Source organism: Emcibacter sp., assembly GCF_048269205.1.
Classification (GTDB): Bacteria; Pseudomonadota; Alphaproteobacteria; order Sphingomonadales; family Emcibacteraceae; genus Emcibacter.
The window spans coordinates 20,659-47,233 of record NZ_JBLXJC010000004.1; the positions used below are offsets into that span (position 1 = coordinate 20,659).

Below are 26,575 nucleotides of genomic sequence, written 5' to 3' on the forward strand. Positions count from 1 at the left end.
CAGAACGCCAGACGATCAGCTGTCCAGTTTTCCCGCACCGGGAACCGGGAAGATATCGATGCCCTCTTCCAGAAGTTCCTGGCTTTCCTCGAGGGTGGTTTCGCCGTAAATGCCGCGCTCTTCGGATTCGCCGTTATGGATCTTGCGGGCTTCTTCGGCAAAATTATCGCCGACATCCTCGCAGTTCTCTTCGACAAACTTGCGATATTTGGCCATGACTTCATGCATATGTTCAGCCGCTCTTTTTACGTCGTCAGCGCTGATTTCCGGATTGTCCGGTACTCCGACGCTTGCAGATACCGGCACGGCGGAAAGGGGGATCTCTTCTTCATAATGTTCCACAGAAGTCTGGTTGCTCTTGGCAGAAATATTCGGCGCCATAACAGACTTGCTGATATGGTTGTCACCACAGTGCGGACAGATAATCTGGCCGGAGGCGGCCTGTTCCTTATAGGCCTCGCTGCTCCTGAACCAGGCCTCGAACACGTGATTTTCCGCACATTTCAAATCAAATACTATCATTCTATTTTCCCGATCCGGCTCAGGCCGGATCTTCAAAGTGCCGGTCATGCTGCAGCGAGGGAATATTGGCCCGCGCTTTTTCGACCAGCGTTAAAGCTATTTCTGCCAGGCTCACGCCGGGCCCGGCGCCGCCGTCCGCCAGAATGCGGCCCCATGGATCGACCACCAGACTGTGTCCGAAAGTTTCCCGGCCACTGGCATGACAGCCGGTCTGGGCCGGGGCAAAGACAAAAGCGCCATTTTCGATGGCCCGCGCCCTGAGCAGGGTATGCCAGTGCGCTTCCCCGGTCTGTTTTGTAAATGCAGCCGGCACAGATAGCATGGTCGCCCCAGCTTTAGCAAGTTTTCTGTAGAGATGGGGGAATCTCAGGTCATAACAGATGGTCAGCCCCATCCGGCCCCAGGGCATATCCGCCAGGACCGCCTTGTCCCCCGCCTGATAGGCCCGGCTTTCCCGGTATTGCTCCCCGTTCGGCAGGTCCACATCGAACATATGAATTTTGTCATAAGTGTGCTTCAGCGCGCCGTCCGGCCCAAAAAAGAAACAGCGGTTGGCCACCTTTTCCCCCTCGAGGATCGGCATGGACCCGACCATCAGCCAGATGCCCAGCTCTTTGGCCAGGGCGGCAAAATGTTCGACTGCCGGGTCCTCTGCCTGGGAATGGATTTTCTCCATCAGGGCCTTCCGGCCGAGCTCGAGCAGGGGGGTCATTTCCGGTGTCATCACCAGACCGGCACCGCCGGCAGCGGCCTCACGGATAAAGCCTTCGGCAACCGCAAGGTTCTCCGCCACCACATTGCCGGAGGTCATCTGCACAAGACCGATGGTGAATTTATCGCCGCTCATCTCTGTGGTTTTCCCTCGTTTATTCAGGCCAGCAGGGGATCAAGCTTGCCTTCACGCTCCAAAGCATAAAGGTCGTCACAACCACCCACATGTTTGTCACCGATAAAAATCTGCGGCACCGTGCGGGCGCCGTGGGCCCGCTCCATCATTACCGCCCGTTCGCGGGGATGTTCACCCACGTCAATTTCCTCAAACTCCTGCCCTTTGGACTTGAGCAGCTTTTTCGCCCGGATGCAATAGGGACAGAACATGGTGGTATAGAGTGTTATTTTAGCCATAAATTTCCAAACTCCTGACAGGCTGTCCCGCGGGGGACAAGGCTCTTGTTTCTGTTTCTTATATATTGCGGCAGAATGGGGCTTTCAATGTTCACCCTGCCACATATCCACCTTTACAACATTCCCGGCCGCACCACACGGGCCACGGTCAGGCCGAAAACCTTCTCCGCGCCACGCTTTTTAAGTTCTCTGGCGCAACTTTGTAATGTCGCACCGGTGGTATAAACATCATCCACCAGCAGAATACGGCGTCCCTGCACCCGGTCCCGATATCTTTCCGGAATGGAGAAAGCCGACCGGACGTTTTTCTGCCGGGCCGTATAGTTGCCGCCCTGGGGGGTGGTCGCCCTGTGCCGCCGGAGCAGCAGGTTTTCCCGGGGCAGGCCATATTTATGCGCCAGCCTGCCGGCCAGAAGCGCCGCCTGGTTATAGCGCCGCCGGAGCAGGCGCCGGGGATGCAGCGGCACCGGCAGAATCAGGTCACTGTCGGCCAGAAGCTCCCGCCCGGCAAGATAAAGAAGATCCGCCAGAAAGGGGGCGAGATCGGTGCGGTCACCATGTTTGAAGCCCAGAAGCAGCGGCCGGCTCCCCCCGTCATAGATGAGGGCGCTACGGACCCGGTCGAAATGCCTGTCCTGCGCCTGGCAGACGCCACACAGCACCTCCCCGCCCTTGTCATGGGGAAAGGGAAACCCGCAACAGCTGCAGGCGGGACCGGACAGAAAACCGAGGGAAGACCAGCAGGCGGCGCAAAGCTTTCCGGCTTCGGGCAGCAAATCACCGCAGCCGGGACAGCGGGGCGGCAGCACAAGATCAAGCAGCCGGCCTCCCGCCGCCATAAGCAGCCGCCCGGCGGATATCCGCTCTGAAAATCGCTTTTCCTGAACCCCGAAAGATGTCATACAGGCAGTATGACAAACAGCGACTGGTCCGACAAGAAAGATCAAAATCCTTTCGCCCCGCAGACGGCGGTTATTTTCGATCGCCATCAGGTGCGCCTGCACCGGGACCGGGCGGCAGGGATTTTTGAGAACCATGATTTCCTGTTCCGGGAAGTGGCCGACCGGCTCTATGACAAGCTGCTGGATGTGAACCGCAGCTTCACAAGAATTCTCGATCTCGGCTGCCACCGGGGGGAGATGGCGGCGCACCTGCTGAAAAAAGAGCCGGACCTTCTGATCCGCCAGGACCTGTCCCGCAAGATGCTGGAGTACACCGGCGGCCTGTCGGTTCAGGGGGACGAGGAATTCCTGCCCTACCAGACCGAAAGCCTGGACCTGGTCTTGTCCAACCTGAGCCTGCACTGGGTCAATGACCTGCCGGGCTCGTTACTGCAGATCCGCAATAGCCTCAAACCCGACGGCCTGTTCCTCGGCGCCATATTCGGCGGGGAGACGCTCACCGAACTGAGGCAAAGCTTGATGCAGGCGGAGATCAACATGGACAAGGGCGCCGCCCCCCATGTCAGCCCCTTCGTCGATGTGCGGGATGCGGGATCATTGCTGCAGCGGGCCGGCTTCGCCCTGCCGGTAGTGGATACGGACCGGATCACGGTCACCTACAAGGACGCCCTGTCGCTGATGACGGAGCTTCGCGGCATGGGCGAGGGCAATGCGCTCAACAAAAAGTTCAAAGGCTTTTCCAGCCGGGAAATGATCATGGAAACGGCCCGGGTCTATCACGACCTGTTCGCCGACGACCGCGGCCGCATAAAGGTGACCTTTGATATCCTCTATCTGATGGGCTGGGCCCCCCATGAAAGCCAGCAGAAACCCTTGAAGCCCGGCAGCGCCAAGATGCGCCTCGCCGATGCCCTGGGGGTCAAGGAGCAGGGCGCTGGCGAGAAAGCGGGGAATTAACCCGCCCGCACACCGTTTAAAGTCGTCATCTCGGCCGTATCCGGCGCTTCCCAGATTTTTTCCATGAAATCAAACATCTCCCGGGTGACCTCCATGGCATAGGTATCACCCTTCTCCGTATTTCTTTTCTGCACCCGCCGCCAGCGTTCCTCCGCCGGCACATCGACAAAATGAAGTTGCAGGGGGAACCCTGCCTTTCGGGCGAGGTCTGCAAATTTCTTCCGGTGATCGCGCCGGGTGAAACCCAGGTCCAGCACCACCGGGACACCCCGTGCCGCCAGCCGCGTCACCATTGACCAGATCTGCGCCTCACAGCGGCCAATCCGGTCCATGGCCCAGCTATGATTGATGGGGTCAGGGCTGTCCATCCAGAACAATGCCGACATCCATTCATCAATGGCAAAATGAATGGCGTCCAGCTTTTTGCACAGGTTAAGGGAATAGGTGGTTTTCCCGGCACCGGTGGACCCGGCCACCAAATGCACCAGATAAGTTGTCTTGGACATACTTTATCTCCAAGTAGTTGGGTTGCTTACAGAAAGTCCCGGATCATGGCAATCAGTGGTTCATCCGCCGGCGGCATGGGATAATCCCTGAGGTCATTGATCTGGACCCATTTAAGAGCCTGGCCTTCCAGGCCACGGACGATGCCGTCCCAGCGACGGCACAGGAAACAGGGCATCAGCAGGTGAAATTTCTCATAACTATGAGACGCAAAGGTGAAGGGCGCAAGACAGGCCTCGGTAATATTAATGTCGAGCTCTTCCTTCAGTTCCCGTATCAGCGCCCGTTCCGGGGTTTCACCACCTTCAAGCTTGCCGCCCGGGAATTCCCAGAGGCCCGCCATGCTTTTGCCTTCCGGGCGTTGCGCCAACAGGATACGACCGTCAATATCGACCATGATCACCGCCGCCACGGTGGTAACCGGCAGGGGACCGGTCGGCCGGTTCGGCACATCGGGACAGAGTTTCTCTTCAGTCATCGTTGCCAGTCTTCTTTTTTCAGCCGATAAAACTCCCCGCAACCATGCTCGTGGCCGCAACGGGCGAATTCATCAGGGGTTTGCCCTTCGTGAATAAAGCCGGCTTTCTCCAGAATCCGCTGCGATCCTTTGTTGTCGGCCGAGGTCTGGGCGACGATCTGCTCTATGGGCGAGTGGGTAAAGCAGGCCGAGGCCACCGCCTTTAATATTTCGGAACCGTAACCTTTTCCCCAGGTCTCTCGCGCTAGCCAGTAACCAATCTCGCTCACAGGATCGAAAGCAAAGACCCTCACGCCGCCAAGCTGTTCCCCGCTTGCCGGGTCAAACACCCCGTAAGACGCCCCTGTACCCGCGTCCCAGTCTGCTGCCCGGGCCCGGATCATCTCCTGCCCGTCCTGCTCGGAAAAGGGAAAAGGCACATTGGTGCTGAGCCAGCGTGTGACTTCCCAGTCCGACAGGATTGCCGACAGTCCGGCAGCATCCCCCGGCTCGAAAGGCCTTAACCTCAATCGGTCTGTTTCAATCGTTCGGATCATCCCCTAGCTCCGGTAGTCCGCATTAATATCGATATAGGCATGGGTGAGATCGCAGGTCCAGACTATGGCTTTCCCCGGGCCGCCCACACCCACATCCACGAAGATATCGATGTCCTGACCCTTGAGATGGGCAGTACAGGCCTCCTCATCATAGTTCTGCGCCGCCATTCCCGCCTCGGTCAGCCGCTGACCACCAATTTCGATGATCAGTTTGTCCCGGTCGGCCGCTTCCCCCGCCTTGCCCACGGCCATGACAATACGGCCCCAGTTGGCATCTTCCCCGGCAATGGCAGTCTTAACCAACGGTGAATTGGCGATGCTGAGGGCTATAACTTTCGCGGCCCGGTCATCCTCTGCGCCTTCCACAGTGATTTTAATGAATTTGGTCGCGCCTTCGCCGTCCCGGACCACCTGGTGGGCCAGATCGGTCATCAGATCCTGAAAGGCCGCCCTGAAGTCCGCAAGCCGCGGGTCACTGGCATCAGAGATTTCAGCGCCGGCGCCGCTCTTGCCGGTGGCAAAGGCCAATACCGTGTCCGAAGTGGAGGTATCGCTATCCACCGTGATGCTGTTGAAAGACGGCCCCGTCGTTTCGCTGAGGATCTGTTGCAAAACAACCGATGGCAAATCCGCATCAGTAAATACATACCCCAGCATGGTGGCCATATCCGGGGCAATCATACCGCTGCCCTTGACGATGCCGTTGATCACCGTCTCCCGGCCGTCGATGACCGCATGGCGGGTTGCCCCCTTGGCAAAGGTATCGGTGGTGCGGATGGCATCCGCCGCTTGCTCCCAGCCTGCGTCCGCTTTGGCCGCCGCCTCGATATGTGCCAGCATCCTGTCCGCCGGCAGCACCTCGCCGATCACCCCGGTGGAGGAGACATAAACCTGGTCCCGGTCTGCACCGGTCGCCCCGGCGGCGGTTTCAATACATTTCTGCATGGCCTCATCCCCGGCCCGGCCGGTGAAGGCATTGGCGTTGCCCGCATTGACCAGCAACACCCGGGCAGGTTTTTCACTCCTGAGACAATCGCGGCACCAGTCCACCGGCGCCGACCGGGTTTTGGATTTGGTAAAGACACCAGCCACAGAAGCCCCTTCCGGAAACCGGATCAGAAGCAGGTCATCCCGTTCCTTGTATTTCAGGCCCGTCGCCGCCGTGCCAATTTCAGCACCGTCAATAATCGGCATATCCGGAAATTTTTCCGGTGCCAGAGGAGATTTTTTGAATTCAGTCGCCATTTTTTTCCAACCTTAAACAACTGGTCACATATTTCATGCTACAGAGGCCTGTATAAAACATGTGAACAAAAGCATATAGCAGAATATGAAAAATTCTGCCCCTTTGCGGGCAAATAAGACTGATGAATCATTGACAGGGCACCTGCACCGACTTATCTGTGCTAAACGTCTAAGGATATAAAAAGGCCGGAGGGGATAATACCGCAGGGGCCGCGAGGAATTAAACCATGTTGGGAATGGGCAAAATTGCCAGAAAAATTTTCGGTTCTTCCAATGATCGCTACGTCAAAAGCCTGAAGCCGCGGATCGAAGCCATCAATGCCCTTGAGGAAAGCATCAGCTCCCTCAGTGATGAAGACCTGCGCGGCAAAACCGCCGAGTTCCGCGCCCGCCTGGAAGACGGCGCCACCCTGGACAGCCTGCTGCCCGAGGCCTTTGCCGTGGTGCGTGAAGCCGCCAAACGGGCCATTGGCCTCAGACACTATGACGTACAGCTGATCGGCGGTATCGTCCTGCATGAAGGCAAAATCGCCGAGATGAAAACCGGTGAGGGTAAAACCCTGGTGGCCACACTCGCCGCCTATCTCAATGCCCTGCCCGCCAAAGGTGTCCATGTGGTCACGGTCAACGACTATCTGGCCCAGCGCGACAGCCAGTGGATGGGCAAGGTATACGAATTCCTCGGCCTGACTGTCGGTTGTATCGTCCCCAACCTCGATGAAGTATCCCGCAAAGCGGCCTATGCGGCCGATATCACCTATGCCACCAACAACGAGCTTGGCTTTGACTATCTGCGCGACAATATGAAATTTCACCCGGACGCCATGGTCCAGCGCGATCCGATCTATGCCATCGTCGACGAGGTGGACAGCATTCTGATTGACGAGGCCCGTACCCCGCTGATCATTTCCGGGCCGACCGAGGACAAGTCGGAACTTTATGTGGCCATCGACAAACTGATCCCGAGCCTCAACGAAGAGGATTACGAGGTCGATGAAAAATCCAACAATACCAGCCTTACCGAAGAAGGTATGGAGCATCTGGAGCAAATTCTTCAGGACGCCGGCCTCATCGAAGGCGGCATGTATGATTACGGCAATGTGGCCGTTGTCCATCACGTCAACCAGGCGCTGAAGGCGCACAAGCTGTTCCAGGCGGAAAAGGATTATATCGTCAAGGACGACCAGGTGATCATCATTGATGAGTTCACCGGGCGCATGATGGAAGGCCGGCGGTATTCAGACGGCCTCCACCAGGCCCTGGAAGCCAAGGAAGGCGTGGAAATCAAGACCGAGAACCAGACCCTGGCCTCCGTCACCTTCCAGAATTATTTCCGGCTGTACGATAAACTGGCCGGCATGACCGGTACGGCGGCCACCGAAGCCGACGAGTTTGCCGACATCTATGGTCTGGAAGTGGTGGAAATGCCAACCCATGTAGAGGTGGCCCGCAAGGACGAGGATGACGAGGTCTACCGGACGGCAGAAGAAAAGTTCAACGCCATCATCGACGTGATCGAAGATTGCCAGAAACGCCAGCAGCCGGTTTTGGTCGGTACAGTGAGCATTGAGAAGTCCGAGTATCTCGCCGCCTTGCTGAAGAAACGCAAAATCACACATAATGTGCTGAACGCCAAGTTCCACGAGCAGGAGGCCTATATCGTCGCCCAGGCGGGCCGGCCCGGTGCGGTGACCATCGCCACCAACATGGCCGGACGCGGTACCGACATCCAGCTTGGCGGCAACCTGGACATGCGTCTTGAACGGGAAGTTTCCGAAATCGAGGAAAATGCCCGGCAGAAAGCGGCCGAGAAAATCTCTGCTGAAATCGAGCGTGACAAGGAAATCGTCAAGCAAGCCGGCGGACTCTGCGTCATCGGCACCGAGCGACATGAAAGCCGTCGTATCGACAATCAGCTGCGCGGCCGTTCCGGCCGTCAGGGCGACCCGGGCCAGTCCCGCTTCTTCCTCAGCATGGAAGACGACCTGATGCGCATCTTCGGCGGCGAACGCATGGACAGCCTGATGCAGAAATTCGGTCTGGAGGAAGGCGAATCCATCGTCCATCCCTGGATCAACCGCGCCATCGAGCGGGCCCAGCAGAAGGTCGAGGCCCGCAACTATGAAATCCGCAAGAACCTGCTCAAGTTCGACGATGTGATGAACGACCAGCGCAAGGCCATCTACGAGCAGCGCAAGGAGGTCATGACCGCCGAGGATGTGACGGATACCGTCGAGGATATGCGTCATGAAACGCTGGAGGATCTTGTGGCTGAGCACATTCCAGCCCGCGCCTATCCCGAGGAATGGGATACAAAGGGACTGTCCGTGGAGTTGCAGCGCCTGTTCGGACAGGATTTCGATGTGGAGAACTGGGCCGGCGAAGAAGGTATTGACGCCCCGGCTTTTGAAAACCGGCTGGTTGAAGCTACCGACAAATTCATGCAGGACCGCATCACCGAAATCGGCGCCGACGTCATGAAACAGGTGGAAAAACAGATCCTGCTGCAAAGTATCGACAGCCACTGGAAGGAACATCTGGCCCAGCTCGATCATCTGCGCCAGGTCATCCAGCTGCGTGCCTATGGTCAGCGCGACCCGCTGAATGAATATAAGACCGAAGCCTTCGCCATGTTCGAGGACATGCTGTCCCGGACCCGGGAAAATGTGGTCATGCTCATGTCCCACATCCAGATCCATCGGGAAGACCCGGTGCCGGACCTGCCGGAGCCCGAACTGGAAGGACTGCAGACCAGTCATATTGACGCCACCACCGGTGAAAACGACGCCTATAGCGGCGGCATCAATCCCCGCGACCCCAAAACCTGGAGCAGTGTGCCGCGCAATTCACCCTGTCCCTGCGGATCGGGCGAGAAATACAAGAACTGCCACGGAAAAATTGTCCCGAAAGTTGGCCGCAACGATCCCTGCCCTTGCGGTTCAGGTAAAAAATACAAACACTGCCACGGAACAATCTGAAACTGAGCCAGATCCCGGCTTTCTTTAAAAAGTTGCGCCGTCCCTCTTTTTGTGCAAAATAGCTGTTTGTAATCTATTACAAATTGGGGGAAACAAATGTCATTTGTACGGATCTTTTTCTGTTCATTTCTATCCTGCCTCATTGTTGCAACAACCTCTCTGCAGGCCGTTGCCTCAACCGATGATCTCTACCAGCGCAGCGGCATGGTCGGCGTCTATTTCAAAATACCGCTGGGAGAGACCAATCCTGACAAGGCCGGCCCCAGATACGGCCTCAGGCTGTCCATGGAAAATAGCTATGCCCGGCAAAGCCTGTGGGAGGACCCTGCGGTTCAGTTCAATCCGCAGCTTGCCAGAATACAGGCCGACCTCCTGTCCCTCAATTTCAATGAAGCTGGCTTTAATAACCTGACCCTTGCAGGACAACCGTCCCTGACCTATCGCAACGGCACGCTTTATGCCGGTGGAGGTGTGGACAAGCCTGCGCCCGGTGAAGAGAAAAAAGAAAAAGAGACTTCCTATATAGGGCTTGGCCTTGTGATTGTCGGAGGTACCCTTCTTTTGCTCACGGCGGCTTTTGCAGTAAAAGCCGCTACAGATGATTGCTTCATGAACTACTTCAGCGATGAGTGTTGACTAAATCAGATATCAGGGGTCGATAGTATTGGCCTAAAGACCCACATTGCCCATGTTGAGGAATTTTTCCCGGCGCAGTTCCTTGAGCTTGTCCGCGGATAGAGCGGACAGATCGGTCAGCGCCTGGTCAATGCCCTTGCTGAGGGACTCCATGGTCTTGTCATGATCCCGGTGGGCGCCGCCAACAGGTTCGGGAATGATCTCGTCGATCACTTTCAGTTTCAGCAGGTCCTGGGCGGTGATTTTCAGCGCCGTGGCCGCTTCTTCCGCCTTGTCGGCGGTGCGCCACAGGATCGAGGCGCAGCCCTCGGGGCTGATCACGCTGTAAACCGCATGTTCCATCATCAGGATCCGGTTGCCGGCCGCCAGCGCCACCGCACCGCCCGAGCCCCCTTCACCGACGATCACGCTGACCAGAGGTACCCGCAAAGACAGGCAGGCCTCGGTTGACCGGGCGATGGCTTCCGCCTGGCCCCGCTCCTCGGCCCCGATACCGGGGTAGGCGCCGGGGGTATCCACCAGGGTAATGACCGGAATATCAAACTGTTCGGCCATTTTGAAAAGGCGGATTGTCTTACGATAGCCCTCGGGCCGGGCCATGCCGAAATTATGCTTGATACGGCTCTGGGTGTCATCCCCCTTTTCATGGCCGATCACCATGACAGACTGACCCTTGAACCGGCCGAGACCGCCGGTAATGGCCGCATCGTCGGCAAAGTTGCGATCCCCTGCCAGCGGCATGAAATCGGTAACCATGGCAGAAATATAATCGGGGAAATGGGGCCGGTTTGGATGACGGGCCACCTTGATCTTCTGCCAGGGACTGAGTCTGCTGTATGTCTCCCTGAGAAGTTTGTCCAGTTTGGTTTCCAGACGGGTAACTTCCTCGGAGATATTCAGCTCATCCCCGCTTTCAAGGTTTTTCATATCCCGGATCTGGCTTTCCAGCTCCGCTATGGGTTTTTCAAAATCCAGATAAGTCAGCATGGACAGAATTTATTCCTACAGATTTCCAAGTGAAGGCTCTTATACCCCCCGAATGCGGAAAAATAAACGGTAAAATGGCCTCCAGCAGAGGTCCGGTTTCCATATAAGCTTTCCGGCATGTTATTTTCCGTCCTGTTCACGGCGGGCAAGGGGATGTTTCTGCTGCACCAGGCTTCTCATGCGCTCTTCCAGAACATGGGTATAGATCTGGGTGGTGCTGATGTCGGAATGACCAAGCATTTTCTGTACTGCCCGAAGATCGGCGCCGTTGGCCAGAAGGTGGGTGGCAAAAGCATGGCGGACCACATGGGGGCTGAGCCGGGACGGCAGCAGACCGGCGTCCGCCCCCAGTTCCTTGAGAAGCTGGGCAAACCGGTGGCGGGTCAGATGGCCCTTGCTGGCCCGGGACGGAAACAACCATTTATTGTCGGGAAAGCTATCATCTTCCGACGTGAGGGCAGCGATATAATCGGCGGCCGCTGACAGAGCGCGGTCGGACAGGGGCACCAGCCGTTCCTTGCCACCCTTGCCCCTGACGTAAAGATAGGGCTGGCCGCTTCTCAGCGCCGCCAGCGGCAGGCTGACCAGTTCACTGACCCTGAGCCCGGTGGCATAGAGAAGCTCCACCAACGCCCTGAGCCGCAGCGCCCTTACATTGCCTTTATCTTCCGCCTGTTGCCGGGCCGCTTCCAGCAATCGTTCCACTTCCTGTTCAGAGAGCAATCTGGGCAACGGCCGGCCGAGACGCGGTGAGTCAAGATTAAGAGCCGGATTGTCTGGACGAAGCCCCTCACCATGAAGAAATTTGAAAAACTGCCTGAGACAGGAAAGTTTCCGGGCCGCGGTGCTCGCCGCCAGCCCTTCCTTTTCCAGTCCGGTCAAATATTCCCGGAGGTGGGCGCTTCCGATTTCAAGCAAAGAAATATCAGGAACGGTTTCGGCGAATTTGCGCAGATCGCGCTCATAGGACTGAAGGGTATTGGACGAAGCCCCCCGTTCCGTCGCCAGCATTTCCAGAAAACTGCTGATCAGGCGGTGTTCCTTCATCAACCGGTCTTAAAAGCCGCGGGAGGCAAGCGCCTCAAGGGCAATATTGCGGGCCTCTTCTTCCAGACCAGCTGTTTTAAGAGCCCGGACCACCGCACTAAGGCCGGTGCCATCAAGAGCGGCAGGCCCCTGCGGACCAAGCGCCGCCAGCGACAGCAAAACAGTTTCGCCGAAACGATTGTCCCGGGCCGCCTGAATCAGGCTGCGCCAGACCGAGGGCTGGATCATGTAAACGCCGGCTTCGGCCGCACCGGGTCCCACCTGCTGCCACATTTCTTCCGGCACCCGGTGACCCAGCGCGTCGGCCAGGCTGAACAAAAGGGCCGCCTTGTTGTCCCGTTCCGTCCGGGACAATATCATCTGCCCGTTCCACCACAGATCGAGAATATCAACTGACCAGGGAATGGAACTGCCTTTGTCCTTTACCAGCATCAACGGCCAGATATCCACCAGGCCCTTTGTGGCATCCGCATTGCCGTCATAGGCCTGGCCACGAACAAATTCATACCAGGCCCGGGCTTCCTTGACGTCGCCGGCCAGAAGGAGGGCCCTCACAATATGGTGGGTATGCTGGACAAGCTCCACAGACGGCGAAAGAGTCCGCACCGTCGGCCCGTTTAAAATAGCTTCACGGGCGAGATTGCCGTCTTCCAGCGCCCGCTCCCATATATAGGACAGCAGCCCGGCCTTTCTCTGTGGCTCTCCTGCCCTCGCGGCCGCCTGGTACAGCAACACATTGGCAAGCGCGGTGTCGTCAACAGAGGCAAGCGTGCGGGCGCTGTCCAGTTCGGAAGCGGAAAATCCCTGCAGGTTATAAATGGCGCGCAGGGTTTTCAGAGGGAACCAGCCCCGCTCGTAAGCCCGGGAGGCGGCTTCCAGCCGCACTTCCCTTGACAGGTTGGCATTCCCGGCCACCGCATAGAGCACAAGCGGTGAAGACTGGGCCAGAAGTTCCACTGCCGCAGGCTGTCCCAGCGCCGTAAGCACGCTGTAGGTCAGGGGGTCGAGACTGCCGTATCCGTAGGAGACGACATTATTTGCCGCATTGGGACCTGCAATCAGCTTGTTGATCAGGTCAAAAAAAGCAAAATCAGCCGCGCCGGTTTCCTGAAGAAGCTCAAGCGCCAGCCCGGCGCCTTCCGCATTCCCTTCCAGGGCCCGGCAATAGGCCAGCATTTTCAGCCAGTAGGGTCTCTCAGACGACTGGTTGATGTCGTCTATGGCCTGGCGGGTCATGCGACAGGCCGCCGAAAGATCACCGGCCAGCAGAAGAATATCCGACACTTCCCGGCTCGGCAAAAGCGTGCCTTCCGGCAAAATCTGAAAAAAGGACGACAGGTTCTTCAAATCACCCGTCTCCCGGATTGCGGCGATCCGCGCCCCAAGGAAAGACCGGGCAGGAGCCTGTTTTTCTTTTGTCGCCTGTCTGTCAGCCGCCGGCACCGCAGCAGCAGAAAGCAAAAGCCGGTTTGTCAGGCTATTCATCACCGGAGAGCGGCTGCCGGCCGGCAGCGCAGACATCATCAGGATGATTTTTTCCCGCTTGCTTCCGGTCCACATATCTTTTGGAAAGCCGCCGGAGTTTTCTGTAATCAGGCCGAAGGAGGCGGGATCCTCCTCGCCAAGCTCTGAAACCTGGACTTCGCCGTCCAGGCCGGGCAAATCGGACATGACGACATCCCCGTTTTCGGTGGATTCAAGGGGGGCCGGCAACCCTTCACTGCCGGAAGAGGCGGCAGCACCGGACTCCCCGGACGGAAAATAGGGGCCGGGGTCGCCTTCCGGGAACAATATGGATTTTGGCGGCGCATCAGCCGGCAGATAATCATCCACCTGCGAACGGACTTCAGTCTTCGGGGCAGTTTGTGCCTGTGAAATCTGATAAAGTGAAATCTGGGAAAAGGCAGCACACGCCAGTCCCGTCAAAAGGGATTTAACCAGAAATTTCCTCGCCATAGCTACTCGTCCAGGTTCTTATCAGGGGGTTATTTTGGAAACATGTCGTCTGGCAGAACTTTTTCCGTGTGCTCGGTCGGAGCCGGGATGTCCGTTGTCATCAGGTAACCTGCCCCGCCACCAATCAGGAAAATCAACAACATAATCACAATTAACCAGAATTTACCCATAGGTTTTCTTCTACCCTGCCGTTTGTTTCATTTTCAGAACGCGCCTCTGCCGTTCGTCCGGGAAATCATATTAGCGACCCAATCCCGGGGCGTAAAGCTGCAAGAAGATTATGTTTATTTGATGACTGCGCAATCTCCCGGCTTCCCAGAGGGTCAAAGCCATGCTAAGAGAAATTCGTAATGAAGAGATTAAGAAAAAAAAGCAGAAAAAAGCCCGTCCCCAGATTGAGATACCCCCTGACCAGGAGTATTGCCCTGGTTGGCCTTATGGGCGCCGGTAAGACAACCGTCGGCATGCGCCTCGCCCGCCGGCTCGGTATTCCTTTTCTGGATTCTGATGCGGAAATCGAGGTGGCTGCCGGACATACGGTTAGTGAAATTTTCGAGAAATACGGCGAAAAGGATTTCCGCGACGGCGAGCGCAAGGTGATCAACCGGCTGATTACCGGTCCAAATATTGTCCTGGGCACCGGTGGTGGCGCCTTTATGGACGAGGACACCAGAAAGACGCTCAAGGAAAAGGCCGTTACCGTATGGCTTCGCGCAGATGTGGAGCTGCTTGTGGAACGGACCTCGCGCCGGGATACCCGCCCGCTTCTCCAGAAAGGGAACCCCAAGCAAATCCTCAGGGAGCTTGCGGAAAAAAGATACCCGGTCTATGCACAGGCAGATATTAACGTGGAAAGCGGTGCAGGGGCCCATGAAGAGGTAGTCAACAATATTATCCGCAAGCTGAACCATTATCTGGCGGAAGAAAGACTGAAAAACAAAGGCAAACAGGATGACAAACCCGCAATCCGTTGAAACGCTCTCCGTGGAACTGGGGGAGCGGAGTTACGACATCATCATCGGCAGCGGTCTTCTTGACCGGGCAGCGGACTATATCGGGCCCGTTCTTCATCGTCCGCGCACCATAATCGTAACGGACGAGAATGTTGCCCGCCACCAGCTGCCGCGCCTGGAAAAATCACTGCGCGACGGTAGTATCGACTTTGAGACAATTGTCCTGCCGGCGGGGGAGGCCACCAAGAGCTTCTTACAACTGGAAAAACTGTGTGAGCAGCTTCTGGAAAGCCGGCTCGAACGCAGGGACATGGTCATCGCCTTTGGCGGTGGGGTCATCGGCGACCTGACAGGGTTTGCCGCCAGCATCCTGCGCCGGGGCATGGATTTCATACAAATTCCGACCACCCTGCTTTCCCAGGTGGACAGTTCGGTTGGCGGCAAGACCGGTATCAACACGGCGCATGGTAAAAACCTGGTCGGTAGTTTTCACCAGCCCCGGCTGGTGCTGGCCGATGTGACCACTCTTGACACGCTTCCCGAACGCCAGGTTCTGGCCGGATATGCCGAGGTGGTGAAATACGGCCTGATCGGGGATCGGGATTTCTTCAGCTGGCTCGAACAGAATGGCCGTGACCTGATCGCCGGCGACCGGGAAAAGCAGGTCCAGGCCATCAAAACGAGCTGCGCGGCAAAAGCGCGGATTGTGGCCGAGGATGAAAAGGAAACCGGCAAGCGGGCGCTCCTTAATCTGGGTCACACCTTTGGCCACGCCATCGAGGCAGAATGCGGCTACAATGACACCATATTTCACGGTGAAGCCGTCGCCATCGGCATGGCCATGGCCTTTGATCTGTCTGTGAAAATGGGCCGCTGCCCGGAAGAAGATGCCGCAAGGGTTTCGACCCACCTGGTCTCTGTTGGTCTGCCGGCCAGACTATCCGGCACAAATCACCCCGTCTGTACTGTAACCATGACGGCTGATCGTCTGATGGAACATATGGCACAAGATAAAAAAGTTGCCGACGGCAAACTGACTTTTGTGTTAGCCTCCGAAATCGGTAAAGGCTTCCTGACCCAGGAAGTTGATCCGAAGCTGGTCAGGGAAATACTTGAACTAAGCCTTTGTTGACCCATATAGACGGAACGCAATACAGATCGCCATGGAAACCGAACTTATAATAACCGCTCTTGCAATCCTGTTTCTTATTCTGCTCTCGGGTTTTTTTTCCGGGTCGGAAACAAGCCTGACGGCTGCCTCTGCCTCAAACATGCACAAACTGGCCCGGGAAGGCAACAAACGGGCGACGCTGGTCGAGCGGCTGATCGGTGATGCGGAAAGCCTGATCGGTGCAATCCTGCTTGGCAACAACCTGGTCAATATTCTGGCCTCTGCGCTGGCCACATCTGTATTTATCCAGCTGTTTGGCGATGTCGGCGTGGTTTACGCCACCATGGCCATGACTGTGCTGGTCCTGGTTTTCGCGGAAGTACTGCCCAAAACCTATGCCATTTCCAATCCGGACAACATGGCGCTGACGGTTGCGCCCATAATCCGGGTTATTGTCTTTATCTTTTCACCGGCTGTTCGCGCCGTGCAGATTGTGGTCCGGGCGACCCTGAAACTATTCGGCATCGATATCACCGACCAGCAGCGCGTCCTGTCCCCCCATGATGAAATCCGTGGCGCCATTTCCCTGCAGGCCCATGAAGGCGGCCTGGTCAAGGAACACAAGGATATGCTGGCCAGCATCCTTGATCTGGAAAGCATCCAGCTGGAAGATGTCATGGTCCACCGCAAAAATGTGGAAATGATCAATGCGGATGACAGCCTGCAGGAGATTCTCGATCAGGTTGTACAGAGCCCCTATACCAGATTGCCCCTCTGGAAAGAGGACCCGGACAATGTTATCGGTGTGATCCATGCCAAGGATCTTCTTCGGGCCATGAAGGCCCGGGACGGCCAGCTCGAACAGATCACCCTGGAAGAAATCACACAAAAGCCCTGGTTTGTTCCCGAAACCACAAGCCTGCAGGAGCAGCTGTCCGCTTTTCTGGACCGAAAACTTCATTTCGCCCTGGTGGTGGATGAATATGGCGCGCTCATGGGGATCACCACGCTGGAGGATATTCTTGAGGAAATTGTCGGCGAAATCACCGATGAATACGACACCCACCAGACCGGTATCCGCGAACTGAAAAACGGCTCCATCATTGTGGAAGGCACCACACCGATCCGGGATCTCAACCGGCAGTTCAACTGGACTCTGTCTGACGAGGAAGCCACCACCATTGCCGGCTATATCATCGACCTGGCCCAGGCCATTCCGCTGCCTGGCCAGAAGTTTGCCATCAATGGCTTTACCTTCGAAATCCTGAGAAGACGGCGCAACCAGATCACCTCCATTCGCATCCTGCCGGAGCAGCTGGAAGGCTGAAATCAGGAAAGCTCTTCTTTTTTCTCAAGATAATTGAGGATATTTTTCACTTCCTCCAGCGAAAGCCGGTGGATGTTCCGGGACAGCATATTCACCAGTTTGGTGGCTTCCGGACTGAGCCCTGCGGTATCGATAGACATTTTCGGGTGAGACAGGCGGGCCAGTTCCTCAAGATCCTCGGCATCATCCCAGATCAGGTCGAAATATGTGATGATCTGCTGAACCAGCGCCCAGGATGGACGCCCCCTGTGACCATGTTCCAGAGCCGAAAGATAGGCGGCACTGACACCGAGATCCCCCGCCATCTGCTTCTGACTGACATTTTTCTGTTTTCTCAGTTCCCGGACTTTCCGGCCAAAAGGTGTCATCTGTCCCCCTTTCTCAGAATGACATAAAGGGCACCTTCCCCCCCATGTTCCCGGTTGGCGGAAAAGAAAGATACTACAGAATGGCGCAACTCGCCAGAGGACAGCCAGTTGGGCACCTGGTCCCGCAAAACGCCCCGGCGGTTTTCATACTCCCGCTGGGACAGCGACGACAGGTCCCTTTTCGGTCCGCCTTTGCCGGTAACGACCAGAATAACCCGTTTGCCCCCGCTACGCGCCCGCGAAATATATGATGACAACGCCCGGTAGGCCCGGTCCTGTGTCATGCCGTGAAGATCAATTTTTCCTTCCACCGGCGCCCGTCCGCGACGCAGCTTTTGCTGCCAGTTGTGATCAACCGCCAGGGGTGGCGAGACCTCCCGGCCTTCCGGCGGGGGGTTTTTTACTTGAGGCGTGGAGAGATTTCTGTTTTTTGGCTTTTTTTGAGGGGGAAGATTCGGGCCCGGATCATTCGTTTCGCCTTCGCAACTTTTTGTTGCGTATCCGTTATCAATGATTTTCACATCCCTGGTGACGATAGACCAGAGCTTCTTTTCCTCTTCAGTCAGCGGTCTTCTGGCCATTGGATTCCCCTGACTGTTCCATTCTTGTAACGACCTTCTCCGGCAGAAGAAGATAATAGGTGCCGGTCTCCTTCATCCGGCCCGCAATCCGGCCGGCTTCGTCCCCGATGCCCCAGAAGACATCACCGCGGACCCGCCCTCGGATGGCGCTGCCCGTGTCCTGGGTGACCATCAGCCTTTGCAGCGGGGCCTGCCCGTTTTCGGCATTTTCCGGTTGCAGGTCAAGCCAGACCGGTATGCCCATGGGCATTTTTGCCGGGTCAACCGCCAGGGACCGGCCCGCAGTAAGGGTCACCCCGAGCGACCCCACCGGACCGTCACTATCCATGTGCCGGAAAAAGATGAAGGAGGGATTGCGCCACATCAGCTCCCGGGCCCGGTCCGGATTTTCCACCATCCAGCGCCGAATGGCCTGCATGGACATCTCCTCGCGGCTGATTTCCCCTTCCTCGATCAGGAACCTGCCCACCGCGCGATAAGGCCGGCCGTTTTTCGCCGCATAACCGACCCTGATCCGGTCCCCGTTTTCCAGCCGGATCACACCGGACCCCTGGATATGCAGAAAAAAGGCATCCTCCGGCCGTTTCAGCCAGACCAGTTCAAGGCCCCTGTTTTCCAGAGACCCGCTCTCGATCTGCCGGCGGTCCTTGTACGGGACAAAGCGCCCATCGGACACCTCGCCAAACAGCTTCCGGCCCCTGAGTTCCGGATCAAAATCCCCGAGATCCAGAACCTGCAGGTCATCAGGCACGGTATAGAGGGGAACGTCATAATCTTCCGAAGCCGTGAGGGATCCTTCATATTCAGGACTGAAATAGCCGGTAAAAAGACCTTTTTCTGCCTCGCCGCCCTCCGGACCGGTCAGTTTCACAGCCTTGAAACGTTTTTCAAAATAGTCCCTGGAAGACAGGGCTTCCGCCTCTGCAAGTTCCTCACATGGCGTAATCCAGTCAGCCACAGTCATCTCGACAGGGGATTGGGAAACAATATATTCTGCCGGCAGTTCGGCCCATTTTTCACAGGTTTTTTCCAGCGCATCAAGCGCCGGTGACAGATCGTCGCCGGACCAGCCGGGAAGCGCCGAAACCGGCAGAACGGAATAATCCTTCTGCAGAAGGACTTCCTTTTCAGCCAGCCGTTCGGACCGATCGGGATAGACAATGAATAATGCAAGGCCGACAGCCAGACCCAAGCCTGCCCCGATAAAAAATCCTAGGGACAGGATTCCCTTAGCCATTTCTGGTCGCTACCAATGTCCAGTTGGGATCGGAGCTTTTTACATCCCGGCAGAAAGTCCAGATGTCCGTCACCCGGACCGGTTCGGTTACATCACCGGAAATAATACGGTTTTCTTCGTCCTTGGTGGACAGAACCATATGGGCTGTATATCTGACAGTAATTTCAGCCATGGTGCCCGTTAGATTGACATCTTCCAGATCAATACGTTCCACATCCATCAGTTTATTGTCAAAGTGATGACCGGCGGCCTTCATATCATCGATTACTTTTGTAAACTGTTCAAAGACTTCCTTGTTCAGCATGTTACGCAGATCGGTCTTGTTTCCACTCCAGAAGGCTTCAAGAATCATGCCATAGGCATATTCCGCGCCATCCAGAAATATATCCAATGTGAAACTACGGTCGATTTCCCTGACCTGGCACAATGCATCGTAAAAGGGTGAATCTTTTTTCACCCCGACAGACGGCCCGGCGCTCTCGGTCTCATCGTCTTCGCCGGCGCGGGTTTTGTCGCGACGGATGGGAACCACATTGTCCTCACCGTCCTTGCGCTGTTCAAAGGTGCCCTTCTCGTCCTCGTCGGAGCCGTCATAGCCCGACCGGCTACCCAGGACCTTGCGCAGTTGAAAAATAATAAATGCCGCTATCAGGGCGAGGATAATCAGCTCGATATTTTCAGATCCACTGTCCATACTTCTTCTCTATAATGCCCCCATTTGACGGGCCCCCGATTAACGGAAAGACCCGCATATATTCCCCTTTACCCTTGGCGAAGGGAAATTATTGCATATATGTTGTCCTATATATAGGACGAACCGGCCATTATTTGAATACAGGATTAAAAATATCTTCACCCGGCCGGATATCGCCAGGCCCTGTATTCCAGCGACGGAAATATTTTATGCCCCTTCTTATACTTATTCTGCTTCTGAGCGTTCCCTATCTGGAGTTTCTTGTTTTTCTGGAAGTAGGCGACGCCATTGGCGGCTTCAATGCCTTTCTCGCCACGATCGTGACAGCCGTTCTGGGCGTTTACCTGATCCGCCTGCAGGGGTTCGAGGTTATGCAGCGCATGCACCGCAACCTTCAGAATGGTGAAAGCCCCATAGAGGAAATCTTCCATGGTTTCTTCCTGCTGATCGCCGGACTGTTTTTCCTGCTGCCCGGATTTATCACCGACAGCATTGCCGTGCTGCTTGCCATTACGCCGGTCCGTAATTTTCTCGGCCGCCTGATCGTTAAAAATATCGAGGTTCACTATTACGGTCATGGCAGGGGCCCCGGGTCAGGCCGGGGGCCAATTATCGACGGTGAATACCGGCACGATGACGAAGGATCCTCCCGACTGAACGACGACCGCAACGACAAGCGGTAAAAACCGCTATTTTTGCCCTCTGCAGGCAGGTTCACCTTGTGCTTGCGGGCAAACCATGTTAGCCAGACTCCTTTAATGGGATATATGACAATTTAACTGGGAATAGAGTATGTCAGAAGAATCTGAAAACAAACCGGCCGGGCAGGCCGCTGAAAGCAACCAGCAGGAAGGAATCCAGGTGGGGATTCTGGGTCAGTACATCAAGGACCTTTCTTTCGAGAACCCGACACCTGCCCAGACGCTGCAGAAAATGGCCAATGAAAAACCGGCTATGGACATCAATGTCAATCTCAACGCCCGCCAGCTCGGCGAGGAAGTCTATGAAGTTGACCTGAAGATCAGCAGTACAGCCAAGGCCGGTGAAGACACCGCTTTTGTTGTCGAACTGGTTTATTCAGGCCTGTTCGGCGCCAAAAACGTGCCGCAGGAAGCTCTGCAGCCATTTCTGATGATTGAAGCGCCGCGGATGCTGTTCCCCTTCGCGCGCCGGATTATCGCCGACGCGACCCGGGACGGCGGTTTTCCACCGCTGATGCTGGAGCCCATCGATTTTGCCGGTCTTTACGCCCAGCAGGTCCAGCAGGCCAAGGCACAGGCTGAAGCCCCCCAGGAAGACATTACTGTCAACTGATTGGCGGCACTCTGCTTACAAATCAAAAGGCCCTCTTGTAAGAGGGCCTTTTCTTTATCTGTCGGTCATTCTGTTACTCACCGGCAAGCCACAAAGGCTCCCTGATCTCCTCCAGAAAGGCCTTGTGCCGGGCAAGCTCCTCGTCGGTCGGCGCATGCAGCCGGGGTTCCCGGTATTTGCGCTCGGCTTTTCCTGAGGCCACCACATTTTTCTCTTCGGGCCCGGTCGAGAGCGAAAACCCGGTCTGCCGGCCCCCCATCAGTTCCAGATAGACCTCTGCCAGAAGCTCCGCATCCAGAAGCGCGCCGTGCTTGATCCTGCCGGAATTATCCACATTGAATCTTTTACAGAGCGCATCCAGGGTATTTGGGGAACCGGGGAATTTCCGCCGGGCGATGGCCAGGGTATCCACTGCCCGGCTCATGGGAATGGATTTGAAACCCAGGTTTTCAATTTCCCAGTTGATGAATTTCATATCGAATTCGGCGTTATGGGCCACAAGACGGGCATCGCCGACAAAATCGATGAATTCCTCGGCAACTTCTGCAAAAACCGGATGGTCTTTCAAAAAATCTGCGGAAAGCCCGTGAATGGCTTCAGCCGAGGACGGCATGTCCCGTTCCGGATTGATATATTTGTGAAACACACGGCCGGTGGGCATGAAGTCCCTGACTTCCACACAGCCGATTTCCACGAGGCGGTCGCCATTAAATGGATCAAATCCTGTGGTTTCCGTATCAAATACGATCTCAAGCATGGATCTCTTCCTCCAGCAGTCGAATAATATCTTTTACCTGGGCGCGGGCATGACGTTTGCCAAGGCCGGACTGAACCACAAAATCTGCGCGGCGGCGTTTTTCCCGGTCCGGCATCTGTTTGCCCAACACCGCCTGCAATCTATCTTCTGTCATGCCCGGACGGGCCATAACCCGGCTTTTCTGAATAAATTCCGGTGCCGAAACGACCACGGTATAGTCCACCTGTTTCTCGCTACCGGTTTCAAATAAAAGCGGTACATCCACCACCACAATATGATGTCCCTTTTGCCGCATGCGGCGAATAAATTTTTCCCGGCCCCGGGCCACCAAAGGGTGAAGAATTTTTTCCAGCTTTTTCAGAGCCTTGTCATCGCCGAACACCCGCGCCCCCAGCTTTTTCCGGTCAATGCCCTGCTCGCCGCTCACGCCGGGAAAAGATTGTTCCACCAGCGGAACGGCCTCGCCGCCAGGTCCCATCAGCCGGTGAACTTCCGCATCGGAATCAAATACCGGGATACCGAAAGAGCTGAACATACGGGCCGTCTCCGATTTACCCATACCGATGGATCCGGTCAGGCCGACAATAATCACAGAGCCACTATTCTTTATTTTCTTCATCACGCGCCCGCCGTCAGACCAGCCCGGCCAGAACCCTCTGGCGCAGTTCTTCGGTCACTTCCGGCCGGATCCCGAACCAGGCTTCAAAGCCCGGAATCGCTTGATAAAGAAGCATGCCGAGACCGTCGACAATCATATTTCCCCGCTCCCTCGCCTCAGCAAGAAGCGGGGTAATCAGCGGATTATAAACAATATCATTGACCAGTGTGCGCTCCGGCAATCGATCAAGGCTGATATCCAGCGCTGGCTGGCCCTTCATACCCTGGGTCGTGCTGTTGACCAGCAGGGTGGTATCTTCCAGACAGTCGTTGCGTTTTTCCCAGTCGACCACCGTAATCTGTTCCGGGGAAAGTTCACGGGCCAGAAGCTCCGCCCGCTCCCGCGTCCGGTTCACCAGCCTGATTTGAGGCACCCCTGCATCAAGCAGGGCAACAACCAGGGCGCGGGCCGCGCCGCCGGCCCCGACAATAACGGCCGGTCCAGCTGTCGGCTGCCAGTCTTCGGCACCCACCAGGATGTTTTCCAGAAAGCCCAGGCCGTCCGTATTCCGGCCCACGAGTTTCCCCTTTTCATCCACCACCACAGTATTGACAGCGCCAATCCGGCGGGCATGATCGTCAATTTCATCCATGAATTCCAGTGCAGCTTCCTTGTGCGGCACAGTCAGATTGCAGCCCCTGATTCCCAGTTTGGGCAGGGCCCGGAGACTATCACCAAGGTCTTCCGGCCTGACCTCGAACGGCACATAAGCCCCGTCCACCTTGTAAAGATCAAGCCAGTATCCGTGCAGGCGCGGTGACAGGGAATGTCCTACCGGACAGCCCATCACACCGGCTGTTTTTGCTTTTCCCGTCAGTTTCATGTCTTCAGATAATCCAGTTCCCTGAGCTTCTCCATCAGTTGTAACAGAGGAAGGCCCAGAATTGAAAAATAATCCCCGTCGATTTTTGAAAAAAGCTGCGCACCGAGCCCCTCATAGAAATAGCATCCCACGGAACTGAGAACATCCGGACCGCAGTTCTTAAGATAATCATCCAGAAAGTCGTCGGAAAATTCACGCATGGTCAGTTCGGGCATCGTCGTCACCCGCCAGATTTCCCCGGACTCCCTTACCATCGCCAGGCTGCAGACAAGGGTATGGCTTTTTCCTCTCATAAAGCGGAGGTTTGACCGGGCTTCCTCTATATTTTCCGCCTTGCTGAAAAGCCTGCCGTCACAGGCCAGAAGCTGATCACCGCCGATCACCAGATCATCGGGATAGCGTCGGGAAACATCCTGCGCCTTGGCCAGCGCCAGTTGCTCTGCAATGGTCTGAAATTCGCAGCCGTCTTTAAGAAGATTATTTTTAATATCCTCTTCATCCACATCGGCACTGACGGAGCGAAAGGGTATACCCGCATGGGTCAGGAGCTTCTGCCGCGACCGGCTGCTGGACGCCAAAATCAGGGTCATTCCCCGGCGCTCCTGGCTTTTTCAGCATCATATTTCTGTTTCAGGTTTATAATGGCCACCGCAGTTTCCTCGATGGACCTGCGGGTTACATCGATAACCGGCCAGCCGTTCTTGCTGAACAGGCGGCGGGCCATCTGTACTTCTTCCTTTACCGCATCCTCGTCAACATAAGTGGTTTCCCCTTCCTGTTTCAGAGACAACAGGCGATTGCGGCGGATCTGGATCAGCCGATCGGCGCTGTTCACCAGCCCGACAATAAATTTATGTTTGTTTTCTTCCAGCTCTTTCGGAATCGGGCATCCCGGCACAATCGGCACATTGGCCGCCTTGATTCCCCGGTTGGCCAGATAAATGCAGGTCGGTGTTTTTGAGGTGCGCGATACACCGACAAGAATGATATCCGCCTCGGCCAGTCCGTCGGTCAGCTGGCCGTCATCATGGGCCAGCGTATAATGAATGGCGTCGATGCGATCGTAATAAGCCTCGTTCATTTCGTGCTGCATGCCGGGACGGGCAATACTGGTGGCGCCAAGATGAACGCCAAGCTCGCGAATAATGCCCTGCATGACAGAAATATAGGGCCAGTTGTTTTCCTTGCAGGCGGCAACCAGCACTTCCTCGATTTCCGGATTGACCAGGGTAAACATGATCAGCCCCGGTTTTTCCCTGAACTCGGGAATAATCCGTTCCATATGGCGGGTCGTCCGGATCATGGGCCAGTGATGTTTGACCGGTTCAATATCGGGAAACTGGGCCAGGGCCGCCTTGGCAACCTGTTCAAGGGTATCCCCGGTAGCATCGGAAACCAGATGGAAGGTGACTTTCTTCATTGTGCTGTCCCGAAATCGCTTTTCAGACCAAATTTGTGGATTATGTGGATAAGTTGGACAATTTGCCGGAAATGAAAATTTTACACACCCTGTTCTTTTTTCATCCCTGACTAATCCTCCTCTGGATAAGATAAAAGGAAACTCTGTGGGAATCATCAATAAATTTTCAAGTGGAGCCAGAATGCTGATTTATTCACATTATCCACATTTTTCACAAGCAAAGGAAACTCCGCTGTTCACAAAGTTATACAGAAAAGATATGAAATTCCTGTTTTTTTGGATTTGGGACTGCTATGTCAGTAAATCTGTGGATAATATTTAATCCCTGTTATCCACAGGCAACCACTACAACATCATCCTTTTATTTATATAAATATAAATAGTATTTCTTTCAGTGCATAACTTCAGGCCGAGCTTTATGACGGAAAACAAGAGATTCATTCAGACACTCAAAGGTCAGGTGACAGACAGGCCACCCTTCTGGTTCATGCGCCAGGCCGGCCGTTACCTTCCCGAATATATGGCTGTCAGGAAGGAAGCGGGGTCTTTCCTGGACCTTTGTTACAATCCGGATTTTGCGGTTGAGGTCACATTGCAGCCTTTAAGGCGTTACGACATGGATGCAGCGATCCTGTTTTCAGATATTCTTGTCATCCCCCATGCCCTGGGTCAGCATCTGGAATTCCGTCAGGGGGAAGGACCGGTTCTGGAACCCGTTGATGATCCCGAGAAACTCGGCAAGCTCACTCTCGACAATCTTCATGACAGGCTTGCCCCGGTCTATGAAACCGTCTCCCGTCTTTCCCGTGAGATCCCGTCCCATACGGCCCTGATCGGCTTTGCAGGCGCCCCCTGGACCGTGGCAAGCTATATGGTGGGCGGCAAAGGCTCTCCGGACCAGGCGGCGGCACGTCTCTGGGCCTATAGCGATGAAAAGGCTTTCCAGGCGCTGATGGAGCTCCTGGTGGAGGCCACTTCGCAATATTTGATCCGACAGGCGGAACAGGGAGCCGAAGTCCTGCAAATATTTGATACCTGGGCCGGAAATCTGCCCATGGAAGAATTTCGTAAATGGTGTATGGCGCCGACAAAAAGGATTGTTGAAAATATCCGCGCCCGTTTTCCGGAAATACCGGTTATCGGTTTCCCACGGGGCGCAGGTCCCCGCTATCCGGACTATGTCCGCGAGACCGGGGTAAGTGCAGTCAGTATTGATACTTCCATGCCGACAGACTGGGCCCGGGAGAATATTCAGTCCCTGTGTCCCGTACAGGGCAATCTGGACCCCCTGCTTCTGGTCAGTGGTGGTCCTGCACTGGAAAAGGCGGTTGCGGCCATTCTTGATAGTCTGTCGGGCCGCCCGTTTATATTTAATCTGGGTCATGGTATCGTACCGCAGACACCACCGGAACATGTGGCCCTGGTTTCCGAGATGATTAAAGGTTATGTCAGAAGCTGA

General features: G+C 55.7%; 30 protein-coding genes. 9 read left to right on the top strand and 21 right to left on the bottom strand.

Annotated elements, in window-relative coordinates:
• Positions 1-15 precede the first annotated feature (15 nt).
• The 4 genes from ACN0YD_RS13875 to ACN0YD_RS13890 form a co-directional block, all read right to left on the bottom strand.
• The gene (locus ACN0YD_RS13875) at positions 16-522 is read right to left on the bottom strand and encodes a DUF1178 family protein (RefSeq protein ID WP_417320785.1); all 507 of its coding nucleotides are present in this window, start codon (positions 520-522) and stop codon (positions 16-18) included.
• A gap of 19 nt (positions 523-541) precedes the next feature.
• Complete coding sequence (locus ACN0YD_RS13880; RefSeq protein WP_417320787.1) at positions 542-1,369, bottom strand: carbon-nitrogen hydrolase family protein; 828 nt, start codon at positions 1,367-1,369, stop codon at positions 542-544.
• 23 nt (positions 1,370-1,392) lie between these two features.
• Positions 1,393-1,647, bottom strand: coding sequence for a glutaredoxin 3 (gene grxC, locus ACN0YD_RS13885; protein ID WP_417320789.1), 255 nt, complete (start codon positions 1,645-1,647; stop codon positions 1,393-1,395).
• 113 nt (positions 1,648-1,760) lie between these two features.
• A complete protein-coding gene (locus ACN0YD_RS13890) occupies positions 1,761-2,486 on the bottom strand; it encodes a double zinc ribbon domain-containing protein (RefSeq protein ID WP_417320791.1) in 726 nt (241 codons plus the stop codon).
• Between the two features lie 72 nt (positions 2,487-2,558).
• Here ACN0YD_RS13890 and ACN0YD_RS13895 point away from each other — a divergent pair, with 72 nt between their 5' ends.
• A complete protein-coding gene (locus tag ACN0YD_RS13895) occupies positions 2,559-3,506 on the top strand; it encodes a methyltransferase domain-containing protein (RefSeq protein WP_417320793.1) in 948 nt (315 codons plus the stop codon).
• Here ACN0YD_RS13895 and ACN0YD_RS13900 read toward each other — a convergent pair.
• From ACN0YD_RS13900 to argJ, 4 genes are read right to left on the bottom strand one after another with little or no spacing between them, the layout of a single operon-like run.
• Positions 3,503-4,012, bottom strand: coding sequence for an AAA family ATPase (locus ACN0YD_RS13900; protein ID WP_417320794.1), 510 nt, complete (start codon positions 4,010-4,012; stop codon positions 3,503-3,505). The genes ACN0YD_RS13895 and ACN0YD_RS13900 overlap by 4 nt on opposite strands.
• Positions 4,013-4,038: 26 nt before the next feature.
• Positions 4,039-4,488: an 8-oxo-dGTP diphosphatase MutT gene (gene mutT / locus ACN0YD_RS13905; RefSeq protein WP_417320796.1), complete on the bottom strand. Its 450-nt coding sequence runs from the start codon at positions 4,486-4,488 to the stop codon at positions 4,039-4,041.
• Positions 4,485-5,024, bottom strand: a complete 540-nt coding sequence (locus ACN0YD_RS13910) for a GNAT family N-acetyltransferase (RefSeq protein WP_417320798.1) — start codon at positions 5,022-5,024, stop codon at positions 4,485-4,487. The genes mutT and ACN0YD_RS13910 overlap by 4 nt, the downstream gene beginning before the upstream one ends.
• A gap of 3 nt (positions 5,025-5,027) precedes the next feature.
• Positions 5,028-6,269 (bottom strand): bifunctional glutamate N-acetyltransferase/amino-acid acetyltransferase ArgJ, encoded by a 1,242-nt coding sequence (argJ, locus tag ACN0YD_RS13915; protein WP_417320800.1) that lies wholly within the window; start codon positions 6,267-6,269, stop codon positions 5,028-5,030.
• A gap of 227 nt (positions 6,270-6,496) precedes the next feature.
• On the opposite strand from argJ, the gene secA reads away from it, so the two are divergent.
• Both secA and ACN0YD_RS13925 read left to right on the top strand, forming a co-directional pair.
• A complete protein-coding gene (gene secA, locus ACN0YD_RS13920) occupies positions 6,497-9,247 on the top strand; it encodes a preprotein translocase subunit SecA (protein WP_417320802.1) in 2,751 nt (916 codons plus the stop codon).
• A 96-nt stretch (positions 9,248-9,343) separates the two neighbouring features.
• Positions 9,344-9,883 (top strand): hypothetical protein, encoded by a 540-nt coding sequence (locus ACN0YD_RS13925; protein ID WP_417320803.1) that lies wholly within the window; start codon positions 9,344-9,346, stop codon positions 9,881-9,883.
• A 33-nt stretch (positions 9,884-9,916) separates the two neighbouring features.
• On the opposite strand, the gene ACN0YD_RS13930 is transcribed toward ACN0YD_RS13925, so the two are convergent.
• The 4 genes from ACN0YD_RS13930 to ACN0YD_RS13945 form a co-directional block, all read right to left on the bottom strand.
• Positions 9,917-10,867 carry an acetyl-CoA carboxylase carboxyltransferase subunit alpha gene (locus ACN0YD_RS13930; RefSeq protein ID WP_417320964.1) on the bottom strand — a complete coding sequence of 317 codons (951 nt, stop codon included), beginning with the start codon at positions 10,865-10,867 and terminating at the stop codon, positions 9,917-9,919.
• Between the two features lie 123 nt (positions 10,868-10,990).
• Entirely contained in the window at positions 10,991-11,917 is a 927-nt protein-coding gene (locus tag ACN0YD_RS13935) for a site-specific tyrosine recombinase XerD (protein WP_417320805.1), read from the bottom strand.
• A 9-nt stretch (positions 11,918-11,926) separates the two neighbouring features.
• Positions 11,927-13,873, bottom strand: coding sequence for a hypothetical protein (locus tag ACN0YD_RS13940; RefSeq protein WP_417320807.1), 1,947 nt, complete (start codon positions 13,871-13,873; stop codon positions 11,927-11,929).
• Between the two features lie 29 nt (positions 13,874-13,902).
• The gene (locus ACN0YD_RS13945) at positions 13,903-14,043 is read right to left on the bottom strand and encodes a hypothetical protein (RefSeq protein WP_417320809.1); all 141 of its coding nucleotides are present in this window, start codon (positions 14,041-14,043) and stop codon (positions 13,903-13,905) included.
• A 180-nt stretch (positions 14,044-14,223) separates the two neighbouring features.
• On the opposite strand from ACN0YD_RS13945, the gene ACN0YD_RS13950 reads away from it, so the two are divergent.
• From ACN0YD_RS13950 to ACN0YD_RS13960, 3 genes are read left to right on the top strand one after another with little or no spacing between them, the layout of a single operon-like run.
• A complete protein-coding gene (locus ACN0YD_RS13950; RefSeq protein ID WP_417320811.1) occupies positions 14,224-14,847 on the top strand; it encodes a shikimate kinase in 624 nt (207 codons plus the stop codon).
• Positions 14,825-15,958 (top strand): 3-dehydroquinate synthase, encoded by a 1,134-nt coding sequence (gene aroB / locus ACN0YD_RS13955; protein ID WP_417320812.1) that lies wholly within the window; start codon positions 14,825-14,827, stop codon positions 15,956-15,958. Before ACN0YD_RS13950 ends, aroB begins: the two co-directional genes overlap by 23 nt.
• A 31-nt stretch (positions 15,959-15,989) precedes the next feature.
• Positions 15,990-17,264, top strand: coding sequence for an HlyC/CorC family transporter (locus ACN0YD_RS13960; RefSeq protein WP_417320814.1), 1,275 nt, complete (start codon positions 15,990-15,992; stop codon positions 17,262-17,264).
• A 2-nt stretch (positions 17,265-17,266) separates the two neighbouring features.
• Here the strand turns inward: ACN0YD_RS13960 and ACN0YD_RS13965 are convergent, their stop codons facing one another.
• The 4 genes from ACN0YD_RS13965 to ACN0YD_RS13980 are packed head-to-tail and all read right to left on the bottom strand — an operon-like array spanning position 17,267 to position 20,144.
• Positions 17,267-17,632 carry a helix-turn-helix domain-containing protein gene (locus ACN0YD_RS13965; RefSeq protein WP_417320816.1) on the bottom strand — a complete coding sequence of 122 codons (366 nt, stop codon included), beginning with the start codon at positions 17,630-17,632 and terminating at the stop codon, positions 17,267-17,269.
• Entirely contained in the window at positions 17,629-18,213 is a 585-nt protein-coding gene (locus ACN0YD_RS13970) for a Smr/MutS family protein (protein ID WP_417320818.1), read from the bottom strand. The genes ACN0YD_RS13965 and ACN0YD_RS13970 overlap by 4 nt, the downstream gene beginning before the upstream one ends.
• Complete coding sequence (locus tag ACN0YD_RS13975) at positions 18,191-19,450, bottom strand: murein transglycosylase A (protein ID WP_417320820.1); 1,260 nt, start codon at positions 19,448-19,450, stop codon at positions 18,191-18,193. Before ACN0YD_RS13975 ends, ACN0YD_RS13970 begins: the two co-directional genes overlap by 23 nt.
• Positions 19,443-20,144, bottom strand: a complete 702-nt coding sequence (locus ACN0YD_RS13980; RefSeq protein WP_417320821.1) for a Tim44/TimA family putative adaptor protein — start codon at positions 20,142-20,144, stop codon at positions 19,443-19,445. Before ACN0YD_RS13980 ends, ACN0YD_RS13975 begins: the two co-directional genes overlap by 8 nt.
• A gap of 209 nt (positions 20,145-20,353) precedes the next feature.
• On the opposite strand from ACN0YD_RS13980, the gene ACN0YD_RS13985 reads away from it, so the two are divergent.
• Together ACN0YD_RS13985 and secB are read left to right on the top strand one after the other, a co-directional pair.
• Positions 20,354-20,827, top strand: a complete 474-nt coding sequence (locus ACN0YD_RS13985; protein WP_417320823.1) for an FxsA family protein — start codon at positions 20,354-20,356, stop codon at positions 20,825-20,827.
• A gap of 109 nt (positions 20,828-20,936) precedes the next feature.
• Positions 20,937-21,458: a protein-export chaperone SecB gene (secB, locus tag ACN0YD_RS13990; protein WP_417320825.1), complete on the top strand. Its 522-nt coding sequence runs from the start codon at positions 20,937-20,939 to the stop codon at positions 21,456-21,458.
• 73 nt (positions 21,459-21,531) lie between these two features.
• Here the strand turns inward: secB and dnaQ are convergent, their stop codons facing one another.
• Genes dnaQ through ACN0YD_RS14015 form a run of 5 tightly spaced genes read right to left on the bottom strand, consistent with a single transcriptional unit; the run spans position 21,532 to position 25,116 of the window.
• Positions 21,532-22,215, bottom strand: coding sequence for a DNA polymerase III subunit epsilon (dnaQ, locus tag ACN0YD_RS13995; protein WP_417320827.1), 684 nt, complete (start codon positions 22,213-22,215; stop codon positions 21,532-21,534).
• A complete protein-coding gene (coaE, locus tag ACN0YD_RS14000; RefSeq protein ID WP_417320829.1) occupies positions 22,208-22,834 on the bottom strand; it encodes a dephospho-CoA kinase in 627 nt (208 codons plus the stop codon). Before coaE ends, dnaQ begins: the two co-directional genes overlap by 8 nt.
• A 13-nt stretch (positions 22,835-22,847) precedes the next feature.
• Complete coding sequence (locus tag ACN0YD_RS14005) at positions 22,848-23,696, bottom strand: shikimate dehydrogenase (protein ID WP_417320831.1); 849 nt, start codon at positions 23,694-23,696, stop codon at positions 22,848-22,850.
• A complete protein-coding gene (locus ACN0YD_RS14010) occupies positions 23,693-24,286 on the bottom strand; it encodes a Maf family protein (RefSeq protein WP_417320833.1) in 594 nt (197 codons plus the stop codon). The genes ACN0YD_RS14005 and ACN0YD_RS14010 overlap by 4 nt, the downstream gene beginning before the upstream one ends.
• Positions 24,283-25,116: a pyruvate, water dikinase regulatory protein gene (locus tag ACN0YD_RS14015; RefSeq protein ID WP_417320835.1), complete on the bottom strand. Its 834-nt coding sequence runs from the start codon at positions 25,114-25,116 to the stop codon at positions 24,283-24,285. Before ACN0YD_RS14015 ends, ACN0YD_RS14010 begins: the two co-directional genes overlap by 4 nt.
• Before the next feature lie 418 nt (positions 25,117-25,534).
• Between ACN0YD_RS14015 and hemE the strand changes: the two genes are divergently transcribed.
• Positions 25,535-26,575: a uroporphyrinogen decarboxylase gene (hemE, locus tag ACN0YD_RS14020; protein WP_417320836.1), complete on the top strand. Its 1,041-nt coding sequence runs from the start codon at positions 25,535-25,537 to the stop codon at positions 26,573-26,575.